The 23,165-nt window shown below is 64.6% G+C and carries 23 protein-coding genes; 8 read left to right on the plus strand and 15 right to left on the minus strand.

The window, feature by feature from the left end; genetic code table 11:
* Positions 1-210 precede the first annotated feature (210 nt).
* Entirely contained in the window at positions 211-1,800 is a 1,590-nt protein-coding gene (locus tag AXZ77_RS14215; RefSeq protein WP_098411649.1) for a hypothetical protein, read from the plus strand.
* A gap of 181 nt (positions 1,801-1,981) precedes the next feature.
* Here the strand turns inward: AXZ77_RS14215 and AXZ77_RS14220 are convergent, their stop codons facing one another.
* The 5 genes from AXZ77_RS14220 to AXZ77_RS14240 all read right to left on the minus strand — a co-directional run bounded on the left by AXZ77_RS14220 (position 1,982) and on the right by AXZ77_RS14240 (position 7,670).
* Positions 1,982-2,473: a hypothetical protein gene (locus tag AXZ77_RS14220; RefSeq protein WP_098411650.1), complete on the minus strand. Its 492-nt coding sequence runs from the start codon at positions 2,471-2,473 to the stop codon at positions 1,982-1,984.
* A gap of 63 nt (positions 2,474-2,536) precedes the next feature.
* Positions 2,537-3,088 carry a sarcosine oxidase subunit gamma gene (locus AXZ77_RS14225; RefSeq protein ID WP_098411651.1) on the minus strand — a complete coding sequence of 184 codons (552 nt, stop codon included), beginning with the start codon at positions 3,086-3,088 and terminating at the stop codon, positions 2,537-2,539.
* Positions 3,081-6,035, minus strand: a complete 2,955-nt coding sequence (locus AXZ77_RS14230; protein ID WP_098411652.1) for a sarcosine oxidase subunit alpha family protein — start codon at positions 6,033-6,035, stop codon at positions 3,081-3,083. The genes AXZ77_RS14225 and AXZ77_RS14230 overlap by 8 nt, the downstream gene beginning before the upstream one ends.
* Positions 6,032-6,355, minus strand: a complete 324-nt coding sequence (locus AXZ77_RS14235) for a sarcosine oxidase subunit delta (protein ID WP_098411653.1) — start codon at positions 6,353-6,355, stop codon at positions 6,032-6,034. The genes AXZ77_RS14230 and AXZ77_RS14235 overlap by 4 nt, the downstream gene beginning before the upstream one ends.
* Positions 6,356-6,425: 70 nt before the next feature.
* Positions 6,426-7,670 (minus strand): sarcosine oxidase subunit beta family protein, encoded by a 1,245-nt coding sequence (locus tag AXZ77_RS14240; protein ID WP_098411654.1) that lies wholly within the window; start codon positions 7,668-7,670, stop codon positions 6,426-6,428.
* Positions 7,671-7,862: 192 nt separating this feature from the next.
* Between AXZ77_RS14240 and ccmI the strand changes: the two genes are divergently transcribed.
* The 3 genes from ccmI to AXZ77_RS14255 are packed head-to-tail and all read left to right on the plus strand — an operon-like array spanning position 7,863 to position 10,146.
* A complete protein-coding gene (gene ccmI / locus AXZ77_RS14245) occupies positions 7,863-9,434 on the plus strand; it encodes a c-type cytochrome biogenesis protein CcmI (protein ID WP_098411655.1) in 1,572 nt (523 codons plus the stop codon).
* Positions 9,431-9,904, plus strand: coding sequence for a Holliday junction resolvase RuvX (ruvX, locus tag AXZ77_RS14250; RefSeq protein ID WP_098411656.1), 474 nt, complete (start codon positions 9,431-9,433; stop codon positions 9,902-9,904). The genes ccmI and ruvX overlap by 4 nt, the downstream gene beginning before the upstream one ends.
* Positions 9,901-10,146, plus strand: coding sequence for a DUF1289 domain-containing protein (locus AXZ77_RS14255; protein ID WP_078520289.1), 246 nt, complete (start codon positions 9,901-9,903; stop codon positions 10,144-10,146). The genes ruvX and AXZ77_RS14255 overlap by 4 nt, the downstream gene beginning before the upstream one ends.
* Positions 10,147-10,150: 4 nt before the next feature.
* Here the strand turns inward: AXZ77_RS14255 and AXZ77_RS14260 are convergent, their stop codons facing one another.
* Together AXZ77_RS14260 and AXZ77_RS14265 are read right to left on the minus strand one after the other, a co-directional pair.
* Positions 10,151-11,251: an ABC transporter ATP-binding protein gene (locus AXZ77_RS14260; RefSeq protein ID WP_098411657.1), complete on the minus strand. Its 1,101-nt coding sequence runs from the start codon at positions 11,249-11,251 to the stop codon at positions 10,151-10,153.
* 105 nt (positions 11,252-11,356) lie between these two features.
* Entirely contained in the window at positions 11,357-12,136 is a 780-nt protein-coding gene (locus AXZ77_RS14265) for an SDR family oxidoreductase (RefSeq protein ID WP_098411658.1), read from the minus strand.
* A gap of 212 nt (positions 12,137-12,348) precedes the next feature.
* Here AXZ77_RS14265 and AXZ77_RS14270 point away from each other — a divergent pair, with 212 nt between their 5' ends.
* Positions 12,349-13,332: a Hint domain-containing protein gene (locus tag AXZ77_RS14270; protein WP_098411659.1), complete on the plus strand. Its 984-nt coding sequence runs from the start codon at positions 12,349-12,351 to the stop codon at positions 13,330-13,332.
* Positions 13,333-13,464: 132 nt separating this feature from the next.
* Here the strand turns inward: AXZ77_RS14270 and AXZ77_RS14275 are convergent, their stop codons facing one another.
* Positions 13,465-14,283, minus strand: coding sequence for an inositol monophosphatase family protein (locus AXZ77_RS14275; protein ID WP_098411660.1), 819 nt, complete (start codon positions 14,281-14,283; stop codon positions 13,465-13,467).
* Positions 14,284-14,429: 146 nt separating this feature from the next.
* Entirely contained in the window at positions 14,430-14,792 is a 363-nt protein-coding gene (locus AXZ77_RS14280; RefSeq protein WP_098411661.1) for a helix-turn-helix domain-containing protein, read from the minus strand.
* Positions 14,793-15,187: 395 nt separating this feature from the next.
* On the opposite strand from AXZ77_RS14280, the gene AXZ77_RS14290 reads away from it, so the two are divergent.
* Entirely contained in the window at positions 15,188-16,156 is a 969-nt protein-coding gene (locus AXZ77_RS14290; RefSeq protein ID WP_078520295.1) for an NADPH:quinone oxidoreductase family protein, read from the plus strand.
* Here the strand turns inward: AXZ77_RS14290 and AXZ77_RS14295 are convergent.
* Positions 16,147-16,995 carry a LysR family transcriptional regulator gene (locus AXZ77_RS14295; protein ID WP_176536048.1) on the minus strand — a complete coding sequence of 283 codons (849 nt, stop codon included), beginning with the start codon at positions 16,993-16,995 and terminating at the stop codon, positions 16,147-16,149. The genes AXZ77_RS14290 and AXZ77_RS14295 overlap by 10 nt on opposite strands.
* A gap of 112 nt (positions 16,996-17,107) precedes the next feature.
* On the opposite strand from AXZ77_RS14295, the gene AXZ77_RS14300 reads away from it, so the two are divergent.
* Both AXZ77_RS14300 and AXZ77_RS14305 read left to right on the plus strand, forming a co-directional pair.
* Positions 17,108-17,338 (plus strand): DUF1127 domain-containing protein, encoded by a 231-nt coding sequence (locus AXZ77_RS14300; protein WP_098411664.1) that lies wholly within the window; start codon positions 17,108-17,110, stop codon positions 17,336-17,338.
* A 134-nt stretch (positions 17,339-17,472) separates the two neighbouring features.
* Entirely contained in the window at positions 17,473-18,192 is a 720-nt protein-coding gene (locus AXZ77_RS14305; RefSeq protein ID WP_078541880.1) for a Bax inhibitor-1/YccA family protein, read from the plus strand.
* A 57-nt stretch (positions 18,193-18,249) separates the two neighbouring features.
* Here the strand turns inward: AXZ77_RS14305 and AXZ77_RS14310 are convergent, their stop codons facing one another.
* From AXZ77_RS14310 to pstC, 5 genes are all read right to left on the minus strand, one after another.
* Positions 18,250-19,224, minus strand: coding sequence for a type I glyceraldehyde-3-phosphate dehydrogenase (locus AXZ77_RS14310; protein ID WP_098411665.1), 975 nt, complete (start codon positions 19,222-19,224; stop codon positions 18,250-18,252).
* An 85-nt stretch (positions 19,225-19,309) separates the two neighbouring features.
* Positions 19,310-20,407 (minus strand): transglutaminase-like domain-containing protein, encoded by a 1,098-nt coding sequence (locus AXZ77_RS14315; protein WP_098411666.1) that lies wholly within the window; start codon positions 20,405-20,407, stop codon positions 19,310-19,312.
* A 69-nt stretch (positions 20,408-20,476) separates the two neighbouring features.
* Positions 20,477-21,256, minus strand: coding sequence for a phosphate ABC transporter ATP-binding protein PstB (gene pstB, locus AXZ77_RS14320; RefSeq protein ID WP_075776999.1), 780 nt, complete (start codon positions 21,254-21,256; stop codon positions 20,477-20,479).
* A 29-nt stretch (positions 21,257-21,285) separates the two neighbouring features.
* On the minus strand, positions 21,286-22,125 hold the full coding sequence (gene pstA, locus AXZ77_RS14325) for a phosphate ABC transporter permease PstA (RefSeq protein WP_098411667.1): 840 nt from the start codon (positions 22,123-22,125) through the stop codon (positions 21,286-21,288).
* A 3-nt stretch (positions 22,126-22,128) separates the two neighbouring features.
* On the minus strand, positions 22,129-23,097 hold the full coding sequence (pstC, locus tag AXZ77_RS14330; RefSeq protein ID WP_078570087.1) for a phosphate ABC transporter permease subunit PstC: 969 nt from the start codon (positions 23,095-23,097) through the stop codon (positions 22,129-22,131).
* Between the last annotated feature and the right edge of the window lie 68 nt (positions 23,098-23,165).

The raw sequence follows: 23,165 nt of genomic DNA on the forward strand, positions 1-23,165 counted from the left end.
CCCCAAAACAAAAACGCGCGCCGAGGCCCTGCCCCGGCGCGCGTTTCGTTTATTGGCCAGATCAGACCCTGAACGTCGTTGGCGACACGGAGGCCCCTGTTTCTTGTCGACGCCCTACCGGCAGCGTTGACAAGACCGTCCGGGATTATAGGATCGTAACGAATTTTACCGGCATCTTAATCTATTCATTATTTTCAGAAAGATTTGTGAATGACGACGATTAGAGCGGAGTCCGACTGCGCGAAAGCAGGAGTCAATTTCGAAAGAATCTCGCGCTGGCAATATCTCCTGACAAAACGTGAGATTACGGACACGATCCTGAAGCGTTTCAGTTTCGGCGGCTGGCACCTTCATGTCGGCGACGGTGTGTGCGTTTCGCAGCTGGAAGATGCCAATGGCCGTGCGCTCGGCCTTTTCATCGGTATCGGCGTCGATAACGCGACCTTGGTGAAGGGCACCCACAAAATCGCGTCACTGGATTTGGATCGCAAAAGCTTCTTCGAGGATTTCGAAGACTGGCTCTTTTACGTTTCCGGTCGGTATAATGTGTTTATTGCCAAAGGCGATTCAAAACGATTTTACAGTGACGCAGTCGGTATGAATGGCATGGTCTATGACCGTGAAGAGCGACAGGTCGCTTCAAGCCTTGCCCTTTGCATCGAGCGCGATGCGGCACCCCATCCGCTATACGACCATTCTCTCATCGCGCGCGGCGAAGGCAATTACAGCCTGTTCCACACTTACGATAAGGATGTCCGCCGCGGTAATCCGAATTTCTATCTCGATCTGAATGACTTTTCCGAAACTCGCTTTTGGCCGCGCGACGAGGATTTCACGACAGATCGATCGCATGACGAAATTTACGAAGAAATAATTCAACGAACCTCGAAGGTTATCGGAGAGATTAACGCCAATTTCAAAACTGCGCTCCCGTTATCGGGAGGGCAGGATAGCCGCTTACTCGCTTCGATATCGCGCACGAACCTCGCGGGCTTCGATCAATTTTTCACGCATATCCATAACTACGCGAGCAGGATCGACGCAACGATCGCTGGAACACTCGCGAAGGTCCTGCAGGTCGACCATGAAATCCACGACAAGCGGAATATCAAGGTCTCTGAGGAGGATGTTTCGCGGTTCGAAGCCGAATTCCATGCCGCGCTCGGGTTCAAGAAAAAGCTGACCCGAGAAGTCGCTCATGGGCTGCATGAATGCCTCGAGGATAGAATGGTAATCCTGCGTGGCCACCAAACCGACTTGTTGCGTGCCGTGTTCATCGACAAATTGGGCGAGGACGGACGAAATAACCTGCGCTGGCAAGTCAAACGACTGCTGATCGTTCCGGGCAAAGCGTTCGACCGCAAGACATACAGGACGTTTCTACCCGAATATCAGAACTGGGTCGAAACGCTTCCGGAAAACGCTGCGAAACGCCAAGTCGATCTTATGTTCCTCGAAATATACTACAGCTCGACAATCGGGCTCATTTTCCCCGCGCTTACGCGAAATTTCTTCATGTCGCCCTTCAACAGTCGACATCTGATATCTCTGTCTCTTTCAATCGAAGAAGGCTATCGCAAAAACAGCTTTGCGGTTAACGATATTATCTTCCAAGTCGATCCTGAACTTCACGACGTGCCCTTCGATTATGAATTCGGCGGTGCCGATCTCGGGCGCATCGACGACCAACAGGCGATGGCGGAGCTGACAGCCGCGCGCCGAAAAGCCAGCGAAACGCGCGTCGCACTCAGGACGCGGCACCCAGATTTGGCGGCGTCCGAGGACGTCCTTGTGCCCTGAGCGACAAGCTTGCGCATGAAGCTCGAGGGACAAAGGTCACTGTCGACGGCTTGACCTCTCACTCGCGGCGGCGCAACAGGTCTCCGCGCGTGTCCGGTCTTGAGACGTCGTCATTTGCGTGATGCGCCACCGACAACCGGCTGCACGTCTTGCAGATGGCGAAGGAGGTGCCCCCCTCTTTTTACGATCTCTTGTCGCAATTCGGCTGCGAAGAGGCGGCGCCCCCTGCCCCGGCCTGGATCGTCTGAACCGGCTTGCAGGAGCCCCAGGCCGTTTCGACCCGATACCCCTGCGGGCGCATCGAAATCGACGCCTGGCGATTGGACTTGAGGAGGGTCACGCGAAATTCGATCCGCGGTGCGTAATGGTTCACCTTCGACTCGAGCCTCTTGACCGTCCAACCGAAGGTCGTGCGCTTCGGATTGTCGACCATGACCTGAACCGACTGCGGCTTCAGGTGGTAATAGTTGAGGAACTGATCGAAGACCTGCCAATCCTGCCCGGGCTCACGAAACAGGTCGAGGTGGTGCGGCGTCGAAGTCGACAAGTGGCCTGTGTTGAACAGGCAGTCGACCAGCTCCGTGCCGCCCGGCAGTTTTAGCTGCGTATTCTGGGCCAGAACCGGGCCGCTAAGACAGATTGCGCAAAGAGAAAGAGAGAAGAAACGGAGCATGTGGCCTCGAAAAATGACACGGGCGCAGCACCGCCCGCATCATACGAAACCACTGGCCTGAGATTAAAATAGATCGCTGCCCTCGCGGGCGGAAACTTCAAGCAATCCCATAACATAGCCGGCAACTGAGCGGAAAGACACAAGCGAGAGAGCATCCTCGTCCGACCGCCAGAACGCGGCCGCGACCTGCGCCGTGCGGGAGCGGCGGATCTCGCCTGCGGGCAGGGTCGCGATATCGGCGGGCGAGAGCTTCATCACCACCTGATCCGCCTTAGGGCCGCGGATGGTGAACATCGCGCGGGCGTCGGAGACGTTGACGACCAGCGCGTGATCCCCGGCAAGCGCCTTGGCCAGCCGGTCGGTCAGCGCGGACGCCTCGTCATGAGCGCAGATCAGCAACAGCTCATCGGGGCTCATCCACGCGATGGAGCGCCCGTTTGCGGTCTCGATCCGGCGCGGGCCGGGGACGGGCAGCCCCTCGGCTTTGAGCGCCTTGGCGAGCCCCTTGGCCGATAGATCGGAGCGGATCGAGATCATGCCCACCAGCCCGGCCTCGGACACGGTGACGAAACCTTCGTGGGTCTGGCCCGAAAGGGCGCTGACGGCCTCAGACATTCTGCTTCTCCCCGTCCTTGTCGTAGAAGACCGGATCGACGATCCGCGCCTTGACCATTTCCTCGCCTTCGCCGGTGAACTCGATCACCTCGCCCATCCGGTCGGGCCCGTTCAGCACCAGCCCCATCGCGATCCCCTTGCCGATCGTCGGCGAGTAATAGGTCGAGGTGACGCGGCCTTGCGTGTTGCGCTGGCCGTTGGCGTTGAACCCATCGGCGGGCGCGTGGCTGCCATCGGGGATCACCGATCCGTCGAGCGTCTCGAGGCCGACCAGCTTCCAGCGGTTCGGGTCGGTCATGTGGCTGCGCTCTTGCGCGCGCTTGCCCAGATAGTCGGTCTTCTTCTTCGAGAGCGCCCAGTTCAGCCCCAGATCCTGCGGGATCACCGTGCCGTCGGTCTCGTCGCCGATCATGATGAAGCCCTTCTCGGCGCGCATCACATGCAGCGCCTCGGTGCCGTAGGGCATCACGCCAAGCGCCTCGCCCTCGGCCATGAGCGCCTTCCACAGCGCGAGGCCCTGGCTCGCGGGCACCGCGATCTCGTAGCTCAGCTCGCCCGAGAAGGAGATGCGGAAGATGCGCGCGTCGAAAGCACCCAGCTTGCCCTCGGTCCATTTCATGAAGGGCAGCGCGTCTTTCGAGAGGTCCATGCCGCCCAAACGCTCCAGCAGCTCGCGCGATTTCGGACCGACGACGGCGATCTGGGCGTATTGCTCGGTCAGGTTCGCGGTATAGACCTTCCAGTCCCACCACTCGCATTGCAGCCAGTCTTCCATCCAGCCGTGGATGTGATCGGCCCCGCCCGAGGTCGTGTGGCACAGCCATGTATCCTCGTCGAGCCGCGCCACGACGCCGTCATCCATCAGGAAGCCGTTCTCGTTGCACATCAGCCCGTAGCGGCATTTGCCCACCGGCAGGGTCGACATCATGTTGGTGTAGAGCATGTCGAGGAATTTCCCCGCATCGGGCCCTTTCACCACGATCTTGCCCAGCGTCGAGGCGTCGAGCATGCCCACATTCTTGCGGGTATTGGTGATCTCGCGATTGACCGCGTCGCGATGGCTCTCGCCCGATTTCGGGTAGCAATAGGGGCGACGCCAATGGCCGACCGGCTCCCAATGCGCGCCCTTGGCCTCGTGCCAGGACTGGATCGGGGTGCGGCGCAGCGGCTGGAACAGCTCGCCTTTGGCCTCCGCCGTCACAGCGCCGAGCGAGATCGGCGTGTAGGGCGGGCGGAAGGTGGTCGTACCCGTGGCCGGGATCGGTTGACCAAGCGCGTCCGAGAGGATCGCGAGCCCGTTGATATTGCTCAGTTTCCCCTGATCGGTCGCCATGCCGAGCGTGGTGTAGCGTTTGGTGTGTTCCACCGACTCGTAGCCCTCGCGGGCGGCGAGTTGCACGTCGGAGACCTTCACGTCGTTCTGGTAGTCGAGGAAGCTCTTGAAGCGCAGCGCGTCGGGCGCGCCCGCGGGCATCATCCAGACGGGGGCGAGCGGCGCTTCTTCCTCGGAAGCTGCGCCGATGCCCAGACCGCCCATCGCTTCGGAGAGCGTCAGATCGCCATTGGCGGCCCCCACGACCGTCGCCATGCCGGTCCCATCCGCGCCGGTCGGCGGACGGTTGGGATCGGGACGGAACATCGCGCGCGCATCGTCCCAGGTCAGCTTGCCGCCGCAATGGGACCACAGGTGCACGACCGGCGACCAGCCGCCCGACATCGCGACGCAATCGCAGTCGATCATCTCGACCGCACCGCCCTCGCCCGCCTGTGCGCAGATCTCGACGCCGGAGACGCCCTTGCGGCCCAGCACTTTCGCGATGCCGCGCCCTTCGAGCACGCGCACGCCGCGCGCCTTCACGGCTTCGGGCAGCGCGCCATGGGTTTCCTCGCGCGCATCGACCACGGCCGAGACCGTCAGCCCCGCATCGAGGATCGCGAGCGCCGTGCGATAGGCGTCGTCATTGTTGGTCACGAGCACCGTGCGATCGCCGGGCGAAACCGCCCAGTTCACGATGTAATCGCGCACCGCCGAGGCCAGCATCACGCCGGGCACGTCGTTGCCAGCGAAGGCAAGGGGACGTTCGATCGCGCCGGTCGCGGTGATCGTGTGGCCCGCACGGATGCGCCAGAGACGGTGGCGCGGACGGCCATCGCCGGGGGTGGTGTCGGCGAGGTTCTCGTAGCCGATGACATAGCCATGATCGTGCAGACCCGCCGCCATCAGGCGGGTGCGCATCGTGACATTCTCCATCGAGGACAGCTCGACCAGCGCGCTGTCGATCCAGTTCTGCGCGTCGTGACCGTCGATCTGACCGCCATCGACCGGCGTACGCCCGCCCCAGTTCGGGGTCTGCTCGATCAGCCAGACTCGCTTGCCCGCGCGGCCCTCTTTCAGCGCTGCGGCAAGGCCCGCCACACCGCCGCCCACGACGAGCACGTCGCAATGGGCGTAGACCTGTTCGTAGCGATCGGGGTCGGCCTCTTTCGGCACGCCGCCAAGACCTGCGGACTTGCGGATGATCGGCTCGAACAGATGCTTCCACGCAGCCCGCGGCGCCATGAAGGTCTTGTAGTAGAAACCCGCGGGCAGGAATTTGTAGAAAGTGTTGTTGATCTCGCCGATATCGAAGTCGAGCGACGGCCAGTGGTTCTGGCTGGTGGTCTCGGCCCCCTCGAACAGCTCGGTCGTGGTGGTGCGTTGATCGGGCTCGAACCGCGCGTTACGGCCCAGACCGACGAGCGCGTTCGGCTCTTCCGCGCCAGACGCCACGATGCCGCGCGGGCGGTGATACTTGAACGACCGGCCCACCATGACCTGACCGCCGCCCAAGAGCGCCGAGGCCAGCGTATCGCCCGCAAAGCCGCGCATCGGCTTGCCGTTGAAGGTGAAGGCGAGCGGTTTCGCGCGGTCGATCAGACGACCACCCTTGGAAAGACGCGTGCTCATTTATAGCCCTCCCAGTCGGGGCGTTTCGCTTTGATCTTCGCGATCACATCGGCGGGGGGCTCGGTGGTCTGCGCCTTGTAGGTGGTGAAAACCTCGAGCGTGTTGGTGTCGCGCGCAGCCAGGAACCACTTGCCGCAGCCATAGGCATGCCGCCAGCGTTCGAAATGGACGCCTTTCGGGTTCTTGCGGGCGAACAGGTAGCCCTCGAACTCGTCATCCGACGAGCCCGGGCCGAAGCGCTTGAGATGCGCCTCGCCGCCCGGGGCGAATTCGGTTTCCTCGGCGGTGACGCCGCAGCAGGGACAGGTGAGGGTCAGCATTTGGGATGCACCTCGCAGTTGGAGAGCGCCGGGAGGGATTTGCAGCAGGTCGAAAGGGAGGTCGTCTTCATCAGTGCGCCACCCCTGCGGCAACGCTTTCGTCGATGAAGCGGCCTTCCTTGAAACGGTCGAGCCCGAATTGGTCGGTCAGCGGCGAGTGGCCGCGTGCGATCAGCTCGGCCATGCCATAGCCCGAGCCCGGGATCGCCTTGAACCCGCCCGTGCCCCAGCCGCAATTGACGAAGATGCCCTCGACCGGCGTTTTCGACAGGATGGGCGAGCGGTCGCCGGTCATGTCCACGATGCCGCCCCATTGGCGCAGCATCTTGAGGCGCGAGATGATCGGGAAGGTCTCGACCAGCGCCCGGGTGGTTTCCTCGACATGGTGCCACGAGCCGCGTTGGGTGTAGTTGTTGAACCCGTCCGTGCCGCCGCCGATCACCATCTCGCCCTTGTCGGATTGCGACATGTAGCCGTGCACGGTGTTGGCCATCACGACCACGTCCATGCAGGGTTTGATCGGCTCGGAGACCCAGGCCTGCAGCGCCACGCTCTCGATCGGCAGACGGAAGCCCGCCATTTCGGCCATGACCGAGGAGTGCCCCGCGACGACGATGGCGAGCTGTTCGCAGTCGATCTCGCCCTTGCTGGTCGAGATACCCTGCACCTTGCCGCCCTCGGTGCGCACGCCGGTCACTTCGCATTTCTGGATGATGTCCATGCCCATATCGGAACAGGCCCGCGCATAGCCCCAGGCCACCGCATCGTGCCGCGCCGTGCCGCCGCGTTTTTGCAGCAGCGCGCCCAGCACCGGGTAGCGCGGCCCGTCGATATTGATGATCGGCACCAGTTCCTTGACCTGCTGAGGCCCAATCCATTCGGTGTCGATCCCTTGCAGGCGGTTGGCGTGAACAGTGCGCTTGTAGCCGCGCACCTCGTGCTCGGTCTGGCCCAGCATCAGCAGGCCGCGCGGCGAGAACATCACGTTGTAGTTCAGGTCCTGGCTAAGATCCTCGTAAAGCGCGCGCGCCTTCTCGTAGATCGCGGCCGAGGGATCCTGCAGGTAGTTCGAGCGGATGATCGTGGTGTTGCGGCCCGTATTGCCGCCGCCCAGCCAGCCTTTCTCGATCACCGCGACATCGGTGATGCCATGCACCTTGCCGAGGTAATAGGCGGTGGCGAGGCCATGCCCGCCCGCCCCTACGACGATGACCTTGTAGCGTTTCTTCGGCTCGGGCGAGCGCCAGGCTCGCTCCCAACCGCGATGGAAGCGCATCGCCTCACGCGCAACGGCAAACATCGAATAGCGTTTCATGAGCGCGCCTCCGAGCAGTCTCGACTCTATCGCCTTTGTGATGGACCGGGGCGGCGGACGAAAGCCCCCCTGTTGCGGCATCGCAGGGAAAAAAGCGACATGGGCCTGCGACATCGGGTTCCATTCACGCGCTAGACCCTTTCGGCGCGGCCTCATCTCGCCTAAATGGGGAACGAAGGATGAGGAGACGCCATGCTGTTCTGGATTATCGCCGCCGCGCTCGTCGCGGTCATCGCGCTTTTGTTCGCCCTCGCGCTGTTGCGCGGGCGCGGCGAGGACGAGATGGCCCCCGCCGCCGCTTACGATGTGCAGGTCTATCGTGACCAGCTGCGCGATCTGGAGCGCGACGTCGAACGCGGCGTCACCTCTCGCGAGGAAGCCGACCGCGCGAAGCTGGAAATTTCGCGCCGGATGCTCGAGGCCGACCGCAAGGCGCAGGCGGGCTCCGATCTGGGCCGTGCGCCGAAAGGGGCGACCATCGCAGTCGTGCTTGGCGGTGTGGTGATTTTCGGCGGGGCATTCGCGCTTTACGATTACATCGGTCAGGGCGGGTATGAGGACCAGCCAATCGGCGTGCGCCTTGCAGATGCCGACAAGCTCTATGACAGCCGCCCCTCGCAGGCCGAGGCCGAGAAGGTCGCGAAAACGCGTGCGACCCCCTCGTCCAATCCCGATCCGCAATTCCTCGCGCTGATGAAGAAGCTGCGCGAAGCGGTGGCGAAAAAGCCCAACGATCCGAAAGGTCTCGAACTGCTGGCGCGCAACGAGGCAACTCTGGGCAACTTCGATGCCGCGTGGAAGGCGCAACAGCGTCTCGTCGCGATCAAGGGCGATTCCGCGACGGCGCAGGATTACGCCGAGCTGGGAGACATGATGGCCGTTGCCGCAGGCGGGATGATCACGCCCGAGGCGGAGAAAGTCTTCGCGACCGCGCTGAAGATGGATCCGAAGAACGGGCTGTCGCTCTATTATGTCGGCCTGATGATGCTGCAGAACGGGCGTGCCGACCGGGCGTTCCGTTTCTGGGATAGCGCGTTGCGCAACTCGGAGAATAGCGACCCTTGGGTGCCGATGATGCGGCAGGGCATCAACGAGCTGGCCTGGCTCGCGGGCGAGAAAGACTACACCCCGCCCAGACCGCGCGGCGCCCCCGGCCCGTCGCAGGCCGATGTCGCGGCGGCGGCGGATATGTCGCCCGAGGCCCGTCAGGACATGATCCGTTCGATGGTGGAGCGGCTGAACGACCGGCTCGCGCAGGAAGGCGGCAGCGCGGATGATTGGGCACGTCTGATTTCGTCGCTGCGCATGATCGGCGAGGTCGACCGCGCCGATGCGATCTATGGCGAAGCGAAGGGCAAATTCGGCTCGCGCCCGGAAGACATGGCGAAGATCGACGCGGCCCATCAGGCCCCGGCAGGTCAGGCGCTCAAGGACATGGGCGGCGCCCCGGCGGGGCAAAGCGCACCGCAAGCGGCACCCGCCCTGCCGGGCCCGAGCGCCCAGCAGATGAAGGACGCGCAGTCCATGACGCCCGAGGAGCGCCAGCAGATGATCCAGGGCATGGTCGACGGTCTCTTTGACCGGCTGACCACCGACGGCGGCACGCCGCAGGAATGGGCCCGCGTGATCTCGTCGCTCGCGACACTGGGTCAAACGGACCGCGCCAAGGAAGCCTGGGGCGAGGCGCAGCAGGCGCTGGCCGACAACCCGGACGCGCTGGCTCAGGTCGAGGCGGCGGCGAAATCGGCAGGTGTGGCGGAATGATCTGCGAGACGATCGAAGAGTTCGCCGAAGCGATCCCCCGCATGGGCGGGGTCGCGGGGCTCGATCTGGGCACCAAGACCATCGGCGTCGCGGTGTCCGACGGGCTGCGCTCGGTCGCGACGCCGCTCTCGACGATCAAACGCAAGAAATTCGGCGTCGATGCCGAGGCGCTTCTGAAGATCGTGGCGGAGCGCGAGCTGAAGGGCCTGATCCTCGGCCTGCCGAAGAACATGGACGGGACCGAGGGCGCGCGCTGCCAATCGACCCGTGCCTTCGCCCGCAACCTCACCCGCCTCACCGATCTGCCGATCGGCTATTGGGACGAGCGGCTGAGCACGGTCGCCGCCGAACGCGCGATGCTGGAGGCCGACATGTCGCGCGCCAAACGCGCCGAGGCGATCGACCACGTCGCGGCCAGCTTCATCCTGCAAGGCGCGCTGGATCGGCTGCGCTATCTGGGGGCGGCATGAACAATCCTTCCGACAGCGACGGCATCTGGAAACGCGCCGAGATCGAGAGCCCCTGCGTCAAGCTCTGCCAGATCCACCCCGAGGCGCGGATCTGCATCGGCTGCTACCGCACGATGGAAGAAATCGGCGCATGGTCGCGGATGACGCCCGAAGCGCGCCGCGAAGTGATGGCGGAGCTGCCAGAGCGCGCGCCGCAGTTGCGCAAACGCCGGGGCGGACGCGCGGGGCGGCAGGACCGCTGAGCGCTTAAGCGCCGGCCTCTTTCGCCGGGAAAACGAAGCAGCGGTCGCGGCGGATCATCAACCACATCGGCGTGCCGGGCTTCGGCAGGAAGACATTGGGGACGCTGGCGCGCAGGATCGTGCCGTCGAAATCCATCCGAAACTCGACGAGGCTCTCGCGGCCCAAGAAGCGCGCGCGTTCGACGACGCCACGCGCGGGCGTTCCGTCCTGCGGCGTCGGGGCCGGGCCGCGCCCTGCCCGGTCGAAATCGATCTTCAGATGCTGCGGGCGGATCACGATGTCGATCTCGGTCCCGTCCGCATGGCCCGGCGTCAGGAAATCGCCGAAGGGCGTCACGGTCAGCGCGTCCTGCACCTGCCCCTTGAGCACGTTCACATCCGAGAAGAACGCCGCCGCCGCGCGGTCCACCGGCGCGTTGTAAAGGTTATAAGGGGCGCCGCGCTGCACGATCTTCCCGCCGCGCATCAGCAGAATCTCATCGGCCATCCGCATCGCCTCATGCGGCTCATGCGTGACCAGCAGAACGGCCGTGTTTTCCTCTTTCAGAAGCGCCAGCGTCTCGTCGCGGATATCGTCGCGCAGGCGCTCGTCCAGTCCCGAGAAAGGCTCGTCCATCAAGAGGATACGCGGTCGTGGCGCCAACGCGCGCGCCAGCGCTACGCGCTGCTGCTCGCCGCCCGAAAGCCCATGCGGATAGCTGTCGCGATGCCGCGTGAGCCGCACCTTCTCGAGCAATTCCGTCACGCGGGCGCGCTTCGCAGCCGCATCGCCCTTGAGGCCGAAGGCGATATTCTCGGCCACCGTCAGATGCGGAAACAGCGCAAAGTCCTGAAACATCAGCCCGATCGCGCGTTGCTCGGGCGGGATGCGGAACACCGTGTCGCAGATCAGCTTGCCATCGACGTAGATCTCGCCCGTATCCTGCATGTCGACGCCCGCGATCAGCCGCAGCGTCGTCGACTTGCCGCAGCCCGATGGCCCCAGCAGACAGGTCACCTGCCCCGCAGGGATCGCGAAGGACACGTCATCGACGACGGCCCGCCCGTCGAACACGCGGCCAAGCGCGCGAACTTCGAGGCGCGGAGGGGGTAATTGTGCGCTCATACAGCGAAATCTCGACCGAAAGTGTCAGGCAATGCAGGGCGGGAGATAACAGCCCCCCGCCCCCCAAGCAAGCCCGGTGGGCCCGGCAAGTCCGGCAGACCCGGCTTAGATCGAGATGTTGTTCAGCCCGCCATCTAGCATCACGTTCTGCCCGACCATGAACCCAGCATGAACCGAACACATGAAAGCGCAGGTCGCCCCGAATTCCTCGGGCGTGCCGTAGCGGCCTGCCGGGATCGTCGCCTCGCGCTGCGCCTTCGCCTCTTCGACCGAGATGCCCTTCGCCTTCGCCGCCCCGGTATCGAGCGATACCGCGCGGTCGGTCGCGTGCAGTCCCGGCAGCAGGTTGTTGATGTTCACGCCATATTCGGCGACCTGCCGCGAGGTGCCCGCAACGAAGCCCGTCAGGCCCGAGCGCGCAGAGTTCGACAGGCCAAGCTGCGCGATCGGCGCGCGCACGGATTGCGAGGTGATGTTGACCACCCGCCCCCAGCGCTGCTCGATCATGCCGGGCAGAACCGCCTGCATCATCGCGATCGGGGCGAGCATGTTCGCATCGAGCGCCGCGATGAAATCGTCACGCGACCAGTCGCGCCAGTTGCCCGGAGGTGGCCCGCCCGCATTGGTCACCAGAATATCGACCTCGCCCGCTTCGCTCAGCACCGCCGCGCGCCCCTCGGGCGTGGTGATGTCGGCGGCCACGGGCGTCACGGTCACGCCAGTCGCAGCCATGATCTCATTCGCGGTCGCGGCCAGCGCATCAGCGCCGCGCGCGTTCAGCACGATCTCGACGCCCGCCTGCGCAAGCGCCATCGCGCAGCCCCGTCCAAGCCCTTTCGACCCCGCACATACGATCGCCTTGCGGCCCTTGATCCCAAGATCCATCGCGCCCTCTCCTTTGCTGTCATTCTCCGGCGTGCTCCGGCAGGGCCCCGCGCGCGAAACGCCGCGCGCCACCCTACCAGCTTCGCCTCGGACAGTAGCTTGCGCGTGGGGGAGGACAAGCGCGCTGTCGCCGCTTGACCATCGGGAGCGGCCCGCGGTAAGCCGATGCGATCCATCAGTTTCAGACGGCCCGGCAGGGCGAGGGAGAGCGCGTGTCAAACCCGAGCCAGATCGTTCACGTCTTCGAGGCCGAGGATATCTGGGTCACTTCCGGAGCCAATCAGGGCGACGCGCTCAGTCTTGCCGAAGACTGCGAACCCGGCGACATCTATCAGCTTCATCGCGCCGCCAAGCCGCGTCGGCTCGTGCTGGCCCAGCACGGGGCCGCGCCGATCGTGGCGCAGGGCTCCGAGATCGGCGCGCCGGGCGATGCGCTCGCGCTGATCGCGCGGCACCTGCTGATCACGCCCGAGGGCGACACGGTCGACATCCTGATGATCCAGCACGACGCAACGGACGCGCTTTATGCGCTGCCGCTTTCGCCAATGGCGGCGCGCTTCGATTACACGCTGCTGGAAGCCAGCGAAGATCCCGGCGAGGCGCTTCTGTCGGACCTCGTCTGCGTGGCCTTCACGACCGGCACGATGATCACACTGGCGGGCGGCGCGCAGATGCCGATCGAGCAACTGACGCCGGGCGCGCGCGTGCTGACCCGCGACAATGGCCCGCAACCGGTGAAGCTGGTGGCAAAGGCGACGATGCGCGCGCTGGGGTCCTTCGCGCCGGTCGTGATTTCGGCGGGCGTTCTGGGCAATGAGGGCGATCTGGTGATCTCGCCCCATCACCGCGTGTTCCTTTATCGCCGCGGCGTGCACAAGCTGGGCGACACGTCGGAAATCCTCGTGCAGGCCAAGCACCTCGTCGATGGCGAGAATGTCTGGCAGCGCGAAGGCGGTTTCGTGGATTACTACGCGCTGGTCTTCGACCGGCACGAGATCATCTATGCCGAGGGTATCCCGGTGGAGAGCCTGATGGTCTCGGAGGCGACGCTCTCGCTCCTGCCCGAGGAACTGGGCCGCGAGATCTCGAACCGCCTGCCCGACCTCGCCCATCGTCAGCATTTCGGCACGGAAGCCACGCGCGAGTTGCTGGACCGGATCGGGCGCGAGAAGCTGTTCCGCAAGCGCAAGGACTGAGCGCGGAGGGGGCGCTGCCCCCGCTCTTTTCTGCCCTGCGCTTCCGCTTCGGGCGTTCTGCGGGGCGTCCTTCCACTGGAAGGCCGCTGATCCCGCCTCACCCCCCGGGATATTTTCATCAAGAAGAAGACGTTAGCCGTTCAGCACTTCGAGTGCGGCTGCGTGAATCTCGGGCGACGCGGCAGCAAGCACCTGTCCGCCGCGATGGGCCGGACCGCCCTGCCAGTTGGTCACAAGGCCGCCCGCCGCCTCGATCACGGCGATGGGAGCCGCGACGTCATAGGGCTGCAGACCCGCCTCGACGACCAGGTCGATCTGACCGGCGGCGAGCAGCGCATAGGCGTAGCAATCCATCCCGTAGCGCGTCAGCCGCACCTGCTGCGAAAGCCGCGCGAAGGCCGCGCCTTCATCGGGCGTGCCGACTTCGGGGAATGTGGTGAAAAGCGTCGCGCTGTCGAGGCCGCGCCCGGAGCGCACGCCGAGATCGCGCCCGCCATGCGGCCCCTCGAGCGTCGCGCGCCCGAAACCGCCGGTGAAACGCTCTCCGATATAGGGCTGGTCGATCACGCCCATCATCGGCGCGCCGGGACCATCCGCTTCCTCGGCACAAAGGGCAATCAACACGCCCCAGGTCGGCGTGCCCGAAAGGTAGCCGCGCGTGCCGTCGATCGGGTCGAGCACCCAGGTCAGGCCACTCTCGCCACGGGTCACGCCATGTTCTTCGCCATAGATGCCGTCTTGCGGGCGGCGCTCCGCGATCAGGGCACGCATCGCGGCCTCGGCGGAGCGGTCGGCCTCGGTCACCGGATCGAAACCACCTTTGAGCTTGTTATCCGCACTGATCCCGCCCGCGGGCCGGAACTGCGCCAGGGTCTCGCGACGGGCGCAATCGGCAAGGTCATTGGCCAGCGCGGCGAGCGCCGCGCGGGTATCGGTATCGAGATCAAGCATCGGTGTCCTCCCCGGGCCGCGCCGTCACCGCAACCGACCCCCAGAAATGAGATAAGGGGAGCGGTAACCGCCCCCCTTCTCCGGGTCAAGCTGCCGACCGCCCCACATTCGGTCGCCAGTTGCGCCTAAACTCGTCTGCGTGGCGCTCAGGCCGCGTCGGACAGAACCTTGGCCAATTCGAACAGCCGGCGGCGCTGCGCCTCCGGGATCGCGTAGTAGGAACGCACGAGCGCGAGCGCTTCCTTGTCGGACAGAATATCCCCCGCCACTTCCGGTTGCATCCCGCTGTCTTCCGCGAGCCCCTCGAAGAAGAACGAGATCGGAACGTCGAGCGCATCCGCGATATCCCAGAGCCGAGATGCCGAAACGCGGTTCATCCCGGTTTCGTATTTCTGAATCTGCTGGAATTTGATCCCAACCTTATCCGCGAGCTGTTGTTGGGTCATCCCAATCATCCAGCGCCGGTGCCGGATCCGCTTGCCCACGTGGACATCAACCGGATGCTTCATACTCTTTCCCCTTTAAGCCAATTTCACCCGTAAACTACCGTGCGCTGAGTGTGGCCTGCGCGGGTAAAATCGCAAACCTGTCCAAAAAGACAGGGATTTTGCGGCTTTCCACAGCACACCTAACCTAAAGGATAGGTCACTCGCTATTCGCCTTCCGCGTGTTTGGCGATTTGCAAATCGGCGACTAGGGTGCCGCTAGGGAAACCGGTGGCGCTAACTGCCCTCTCACAGAGGATTGATTCGCAAGTCATCTCGATCGCCGGGGCGGCCGCAACGTCGCGCCGGGCTCTCAGACATGCGGGCTGGCCCCGATCGGCCGCCCGGTCTATCACGGGCGACGTAGGGTCCGTTTCGATGGCCACCCTGCTTTGAGACACAACCTGCCGGAGCATTCGATGCGCGCCTATGTTCAGACCGCCCCCGGGCAACGCCCCGAGCTGACCGAAATCCCCCTGCCCGCGCCGGGGCCGGGCGAGGTTCAGGTGGCCATCCGGGCCTGCGGCCTGAACTTCGCCGACCTGCTGATGATCGAGGGGAAATACCAAGACACCCCCACCCCGCCCTTCACGCTCGGGATGGAGCTCGCGGGAGAAGTCATCGCGGCGGGCGAAGGCTGCACCCTCGCTCCGGGCACGCGCGTTGCGGTCTTTGCGGGCCAAGGCGGGCTGGCAGAGGCGGGCAATTTCCCGGAGAGCCGCTGCACCCCGATGCCGGACGCGATGAGCTACGCGCAGGCTGCGGCCTTCCAGATCGCCTATGGCACCAGCCATGTGGCGCTGGAGACGCGCGCAGCGCTTGCCGAGGGCGAGACGCTGGTGGTGCTGGGCGCGGCTGGCGGTGTCGGCCTCACCGCAGTCGAGATCGGCAAGAAAATGGGCGCGCGGGTAATCGCCTGCGCGCGCGGCGAGGCGAAGCAGCAAATCGCGCGGGACGCCGGAGCCGATGAGACGCTCGACAGCGAGAGCGACGACCTCAAGGGGGCCATCAAGGCGCTTGGCGGCTGTGACGTGGTCTATGACGCGATCGGCGGCCCGGCGGGCGAAGCGGCGTTCCGCGCGCTGAAGCCCGGCGGGCGCTATCTGGTGATCGGGTTCGCCAGCGGCAGCCAGCCGAAACTGCCGCTCAACCACGCGCTGGTGAAGAACATCGCGATCCATGGGCTTTACTGGGGCGGCTATCTCAAGCTCGACCCGCAGGTGCTGACCGGCTCGATGGCGCGGCTCTTCGACTGGTTCGCGCAAGGCGGGCTGACCCCGCATATCGGCGCGACCTATCCGATGGAGCAGATCCCGGACGCACTGGAGGATCTGCGCGCGCGCCGCTCCACCGGCAAGCTGGTCATCGAGATCGGCGCTCAGGCATAGGCCTCGCGGAGCATGCCGCGAAACGCGTCGACCGGGTCGCCGGTCAATCGGCCCGTGTCATAAAAACAGATGCGCGAGCGGCCGATCGCTGGCAGGCCGCTCTCGGGCCCCAAGGCCACACAGCCCAGCGGGATATATCGCGACAGACGCACCGCGACGCCCATATCGGCAGCCACCGTTGCGCTTGCCATTTCGTCCGATTGTCCCTCGAAAGCGGATTTCGCCTCGATCCCGACCGATTCAAGCGCCTCCAGTGCCGCGTCATAGAAGGCACACCTTTCCTCGATCGACAGCATCAGCGGGCGCTCGCAAAAGGCCCGCCCGAGCTGCGCGCCGATCCAGACCAGATCATCGGATGCCAGCACCTCGGCCTCGTGTCCGGGCTTGTCTTCGGTGGTCAGGATAATATCCAGCTCCCCCGCATCGAACATCCGGCGCAGCACAGACGAACGGCGCGAGACAAGCTGCAGGCGCATCATCGGCCATTGCTCGGCCATCGCGCGCAGCAGGCCCGGCATTTGCGGGCTGACCAGATCATAGGGCAGACCGAAGCGCACGGTCACCTCGGCATCTGTCGCGCGCAGTCGCGCCAGCGCCGCATCGTTCTCGGCACAAATCCGGCGGGCGTGGTCCAGCAGCGAGCGCCCCGCACGGGTCAGCGCCATCTTGCGGTTCGCCCGGTCGAAGAGCCCCTTGTCGAGCGCCTCCTCCAAGCGACGGATCTGCATCGAGACCGCCGATTGCGTCAGGTTCAGAAGCCGCGCCGCCTGCGTCACTGACCCGGTCTCGGCGACCGTGAGAAGCGCCCGCAGCGCTGCGATATCGAGGTTTTGCGCCATGCCCGCCCATCCATCACGTTTCGTGATGCTTATTAGCACAATCATTCGTTTTCATCATCAATAAACTTGCGCCATCCTTCTTTGCACAAAATCTGCCACGGAGGATGAGACGATGACCTTCCTGACCCGGCGCAACGCCGCCTGCTGCGCCCCTGCCCGTCCCGCCCGGCGCGGCTTCTTTTCGACCCTCGCCCGTATGGCCGACTACTACCGTTCGCGCCGGGCGCTCGAGCGCCTCGATCCAAGGCTTCTCGACGATCTCGGGCTGAGCAAGACCGAGGCCGCATTCGAGGCGCGCCGCCGGATTTGGGACGCCCCCGATCACTGGCGCGCGGGCCGCTGAGACAAAAGACGTGAAAACAGTGCGAAACGAGGCATTTTCGAGCGGCCCCAAATCTTGAATTTCGGGGCTGCTCTGCCAATATCGGTACCGAAACCGGTCCGAGGGACGACCGGAAGATATAGTTGGAGGTGCTGATGGCTGATTTCGAAACGATGCGGACCCCCCAGGCGGGCACGCGTCAGGCTGCGATTGACGAGGGTCTTCGCGCACATATGAACAAGGTCTACGGGCTTATGTCGCTGGCGATGCTGGTGACCGGGGCCGTGGCGTTTGGTGTGGGTACGAACCCGGCGCTCGTTGCCGCGATCTTCGGCTCGGGCCTCAAATGGGTTGTGATGCTGGCTCCGCTGGCGATCGTCTTCGCCTTCGGTGCGATGATCAACAAGATGTCGACCAGCACGGCGCAGATCGTGTTCTTCGTCTATGCCGCGCTTATGGGGCTGTCGATCAGCTTCATCTTCGCCGCCTATACCGGCATCTCGATCGCGCAGACCTTCCTCGTGACGGCGATCTCCTTCGCGGGTCTTTCGCTTTACGGCTACACCACGAAGCGTAACCTGAGCGCGATGGGCTCGTTCCTGATGATGGGTCTGATCGGCCTGATCGTCGCCTCGATCGTGAACATCTTCCTCGCCTCCTCGGCGATGGCCTTCGCGATCTCGGTGATCGGCGTTCTGATCTTCGCGGGCCTCACGGCTTACGACACGCAGAACATCAAGAACACCTACCTGCAGCTCGCGGCCAGCGACTCGGAGTTCATGGGCAAAGCCGCCATCATCGGCGCGCTGCAGCTCTACCTGGACTTCCTGAACCTGTTCATGTTCCTGCTGCAATTCATGGGCAACCGGAACTGATCCGCGCCCAAGCGAACACGACACGAAGCCCCGCCCATCCGGCGGGGCTTTTTCATGTCAGCCCATCCGCAGCGCCATATCAAGCATCCGGTTGGAGAAGCCCCACTCATTGTCATACCAGCCGAAGACCCGGATCAGCCCATGCTGGGTCGCCCGCGTCTCGGGCAACGCCATGACGATGCTCTCGGGGCGCGCGCGCAGATCGGTGGAGACGAGCGGCTTCCCGGTCGTGCCGATCACGCCACCCGCGCCTTGCAGCACCGCGTTGACCTGTTCGACCGTGGCGGGGCGCTCGACCGTCACCGCCAGATCGACCGCCGAGACAGAGGCCGTGGGCACCCGCACCGCCTGCGCGATCAGGCGACCGGCGAGATCGGGCAGCACCTCTTCCATCAGCTTGCCCGCCGAGGTCGTCGTCGGCACCATCGACAGCGCGGCCGCGCGCGAGCGCTCCATCGGGCCGCGCGGCTTGTCGACCGTGGGCTGCGAGCCGGTATAGCAATGCACCGTCGTCATCGAGCCGGTGACGATCCCGAATTCCGCATCGATCAGCCGCGCAAGCGGCGCCAGCGCATTCGTCGTGCAGCTCGCGTTGGAGACGATCTTCTGCCCGTTCAGCGCCGCGTCATTCGCGCCCAGAACCACCGTGATCTCGGCCGCTTTCGCAGGCCCCGAGATCAGCACGCGACTCGCGCCGCCCGCGATCCCCTGCACCGCGATCTGCGGGCTGTCGGCGCGGCCGGTGCATTCCATCACCAGATCGACATCCGACAGATCGAGCGTGGAGATATCATCCGCCCGGTGCAGCGCGATCCGGGTGCCGTTGATCACCAGCGCGCCCTCTTCCAGCGCGACCGTGCCCCGCCACGGGCCAAACACGCTGTCATATTCGAACAGGTAGGCCAGCATCTCGGGCGCTTCGATATCGTTGACGCCGACGATCTCGAGCCCCGGCCAGCGTGCAGGCGCCTCCGCCCAGGCGCGCAGCACCGAGCGACCGATCCGTCCGAACCCGTTTATGAAAACACGCATCTGGCGCACCTCCTGCAAACGCCCTTAGCGCCGCAGGGCGCCAAGGGGAAGCGCGCGATTGTCACCGATACGGGCAAAGACCGCCTCAGGCGGACAATTCGCGCGCGGTGATCTGATAGGTGAAGTCCTTGGCGTCGAGATAGTCGCGGCGTTTGCCGTCGATCTCGGCCTGCGGATACATCAGATAGGGCAGCTCCGGCCCGTCCGAGCCCGGCAGATCCACGTCATGCGCGTAGTTATAGCCGATCCAGTTGCCTTCCCATGCCCCGAAGAGCTTCGCACGCACATCGACCACCTTGGGGTCTTTGAGGCCCAGATGCCCCTCGCCTTCCTGCAACATCACCTTGCGAACATCGGCCGCGTCGGCAGGCACCCAGCCGAAGCCGCTCAGCCAGACTTCCGAGCGGCAATGCTGCGCGCCAGTGGCATCGTCGGATTTCAGACCGAGGCTCTTGTAGCCGAAGCGCGAGGGCGCGACGCGGATGCCATAGACATCCCGCGCAGGCAGACCGGCGGCGCGCGCCAGCCCGACGAAGAGCGCGTTGAGATCGGCGCATTTGCCCGACAGATCGCCCGAGGTCAGCATGAAGGCGATATCGCCCAACCCGCAGCCCGGCGTCTTCGGATTGCGCACGGTGTTCTCGACGATCCATTCGTAGATCGCACGGGCTTTCGCCAGATCGCCGGTCTTCCCGCGGATGATCGAGTCGGCGGTCTGCTTCACGATCCCGTCGGTCGGCAGCAGCTTCGTCGCGGCGGTGAAGCGGGCACGCTCGACTTCGTCCAGCGGCGCCACGTCGCCCGGTTTGCTCAGATCGACGACGAAATCCTGCGTTTGGGCCTGCGCGGTCAGGGTCAGCTCGCGCGGGCCGTCGGAGGCGCCCCAGACCGCATGCACCATCGGCGTGCCGGTGTCGGACGCGTTCACGATCTGCACCTCGTCCGCACCGCTCTTCCAATTCACCGCGCCGGGCTTCATCCAGCCGTCGCCATGCACGGAGGGCACCGGCAGCCAAAGCTGCGCGGTCTCGCCACCGCCGGGCAGGCTGACTTTGGTGACCAGCTCGAAACTGCGCCAGCCCGTGGGCTTGGGATCGAACGCCGCCATCGCACCGCGCGGGCTGGCCGCCAGCGCCATCGAAGCCGCGCCGAGTTGCAGAAGACGCCGTCTGTTCAAAGCCATGTCACCACTCCGCTGAATACTGGCCGCGTTCTAAGCCCGCGACCACGCAAGAACAAGGCGGCAGTTGGCTCAGCCGAACCGCCCGGTGATGTAATCCGAGGTGCGCTCGACCCGCGGGCGGGTGAAGATCTGCGCGGTTTCGCCCTCTTCGATCAGCTCGCCCAGATACATGAAGGCGGTGCGGTCGGAGACGCGGCTCGCCTGCTGCATATTGTGGGTGACGATGGCGATGGTGAACTGCTCCTTGAGCTGGTGGATCGTCTCTTCCAGCTTGCCGGTCGAGATCGGGTCGAGCGCCGAAGCAGGCTCGTCGAGCAGGATCACCTCCGGCTCCACCGCGATGGTGCGCGCCACACACAGACGCTGTTGCTGGCCGCCCGAGAGCGACTGGCCCGAGCTTTGCAGCTTGTCCTTCACCTCGTCCCAGAGCGCCGCCCCCTTCAGCGCCGCCTGCACCCGGTCGTCGATCTCGGATTTCGCGTAATTCGCGAGGCGCAGGCCGAAAGCGATATTCTCGTGGATCGTCATCGGGAAGGGCGTGGGTTTCTGGAACACCATGCCCACTTTCGCACGCAGCCGGTTCAGATCGACCTTCTTGCCAAGGATATTCTCGCCGTCGAGCAGCACCTCCCCCGTCGCGGTCTGCTTCGGATAGAGGTCATACATCCGGTTGAGCACGCGCAAGAGCGTGGACTTGCCGCAACCCGACGGACCGATGAAGGCGGTCACGCGGTTCTCGGGCAGGTCGAGATTGATCGATTTCAGGGCTTTGAAATCACCGTAGAAGAAATCGAGGTTCTTGATCGAGATGCGCGGTTTCGGCGCGGGATCGACCCCGTCGAAGGTCATCGGCGAGCGGTCGCGAATGAGGGTATCCATCAGTGTTTCTCCTTCTTGGAGGTGACGAGGCGGGCGACAATCGACAGCGCCAGCACCGCGACGGTGATGAGAAGCGCGCCTGCCCAGGCAAGGGCTTGCCAGTTGTCATAGGGCGAGAGCGCGAATTGGAAGATGGTGATCGGTAGCGAGGCCATCGGCTGCGTCAGATCGAGACTGAAGAAGTTATTGCTGAGCGCCGTGAAGAGAAGCGGCGCGGTCTCGCCCGAAATCCGGGCGATGGCCAGCAGCACGCCGGTCACGATCCCCGCCATCGCCGCCTTGTAGGCGACCGTGCGGATCACGATCCAGCGCGGCCAGCCCATCGCAAGCCCCGCCTCGCGCAGCTGGTCGGGCACGAGGCGCAGCATGTCCTCGGTGGTGCGCACGACGATCGGGATCACGAGGATCGCCAGCGCGACCGAGCCCGCAAGCGCCGAGAAATGCCCGAGGCTGACGACAAGCACCTGATAGACGAAGAGACCCACGATGATCGAAGGCGCCGACAGCAGGATGTCGTTCACGAAGCGGATCACCTTCGACAGCTTCGCATAGCGCCCGTATTCGGCCATGTAGGTGCCGGCGAGGATGCCGATCGGCGTCCCGATCGCCACCGCGATGACGGACATGATCACCGAGCCTAGGATCGCATTGCGCAAGCCCCCCGGCTCCATCGGCGAGGGCGTGTCTTGCGTGAAGACGGAAAGGTTCAGCGCGCTCGCCCCCTTGTAGAGCAGGTAGAGCAGGATCACGGCCAGCACGAAGAGGCCGAGCGCCGCCGCCCCCGTGGACAGCGTCATCATCACCGCGTTGACGGTCTTTCTACGGGTCATCGAAGCCATGTCTTACGCTCCCGACTTTTGCTTCATGCGCTTGAGCATCCACTGGGCTGCGGCAAGAACGATGAAGGTGAGGATGAACAGAACGAGGCCCAGCGCGATCAGCGACGAGGTGTAGATCGGCGTCGTGGCCTCGGTGAATTCGTTGGCGATCGCGGCCGAGATCGTGGTGCCCGGCGCGAGGATCGAGCCCGAGATGCGATGCGCGTTGCCGATCACGAAGGTCACGGCCATCGTCTCGCCCAGCGCGCGGCCAAGCGACAGCATGATGCCGCCCACCAGCGCGGTGCGCACATGCGGGATCACGATATGGCGGTTCACCTCCCAGCGGGTCATGCCCATGCCATAGGCGCTTTCACGCAGCATCGGCGGCACCGTCTGGAAGATGTCGCGCGCGAGCGAGGCGATGAAGGGCAGGATCATCATCGCGAGGATCAGCCCCGCGGTCAGCATCCCGATCCCGTAGGGCGGGCCCGCGAAGAGAGTGCCGATCACCGGGACATGGCCCAGCGTGTCGATCAGGAAGGGCTGGATATAGCTCTGCATGAAGGGCGCGAAGACGAAGAGACCCCAGATGCCGTAGATGATCGAGGGAATGCCCGCGAGCAGCTCGATCGCGATCCCCAGCGGGCGGCGCAACACGCGCGGGCAGGTCTCGGTCAGGAAGATCGCGATGCCAAGCCCCACCGGCACCGCGATGACCATCGCGATGATCGAGGTGACGACCGTGCCGTAAAGCGGCGCCAGCGCGCCGAACTTGTCGGTCACCGGGTTCCATTTCGCGGTCCACAGGAACGGCAGCCCGTATTCCTTAAACGCCGGCCACGCCCCCATGACGAGCGAGGCGAACACGCCCAGGAGAACCAGCAGCACCACCACCGCAGCGGCCAGCGTCAAAGAGCCGAATATCCGGTCGGACTGGGCCACCGGGCGCGTGCTCTTCACGCCGCTGTCGTAATCGCTTGTCGCCGTCATCGCGCACTCCACTGAAAATCGCAGAAAGGGAGGGCCGCAGATGCAGCCCTCCCCCGTAGGTGTTTATG

This window comes from Thioclava sp. ES.031 (genome assembly GCF_002563775.1).
GTDB lineage: Bacteria > Pseudomonadota > Alphaproteobacteria > Rhodobacterales > Rhodobacteraceae > Thioclava.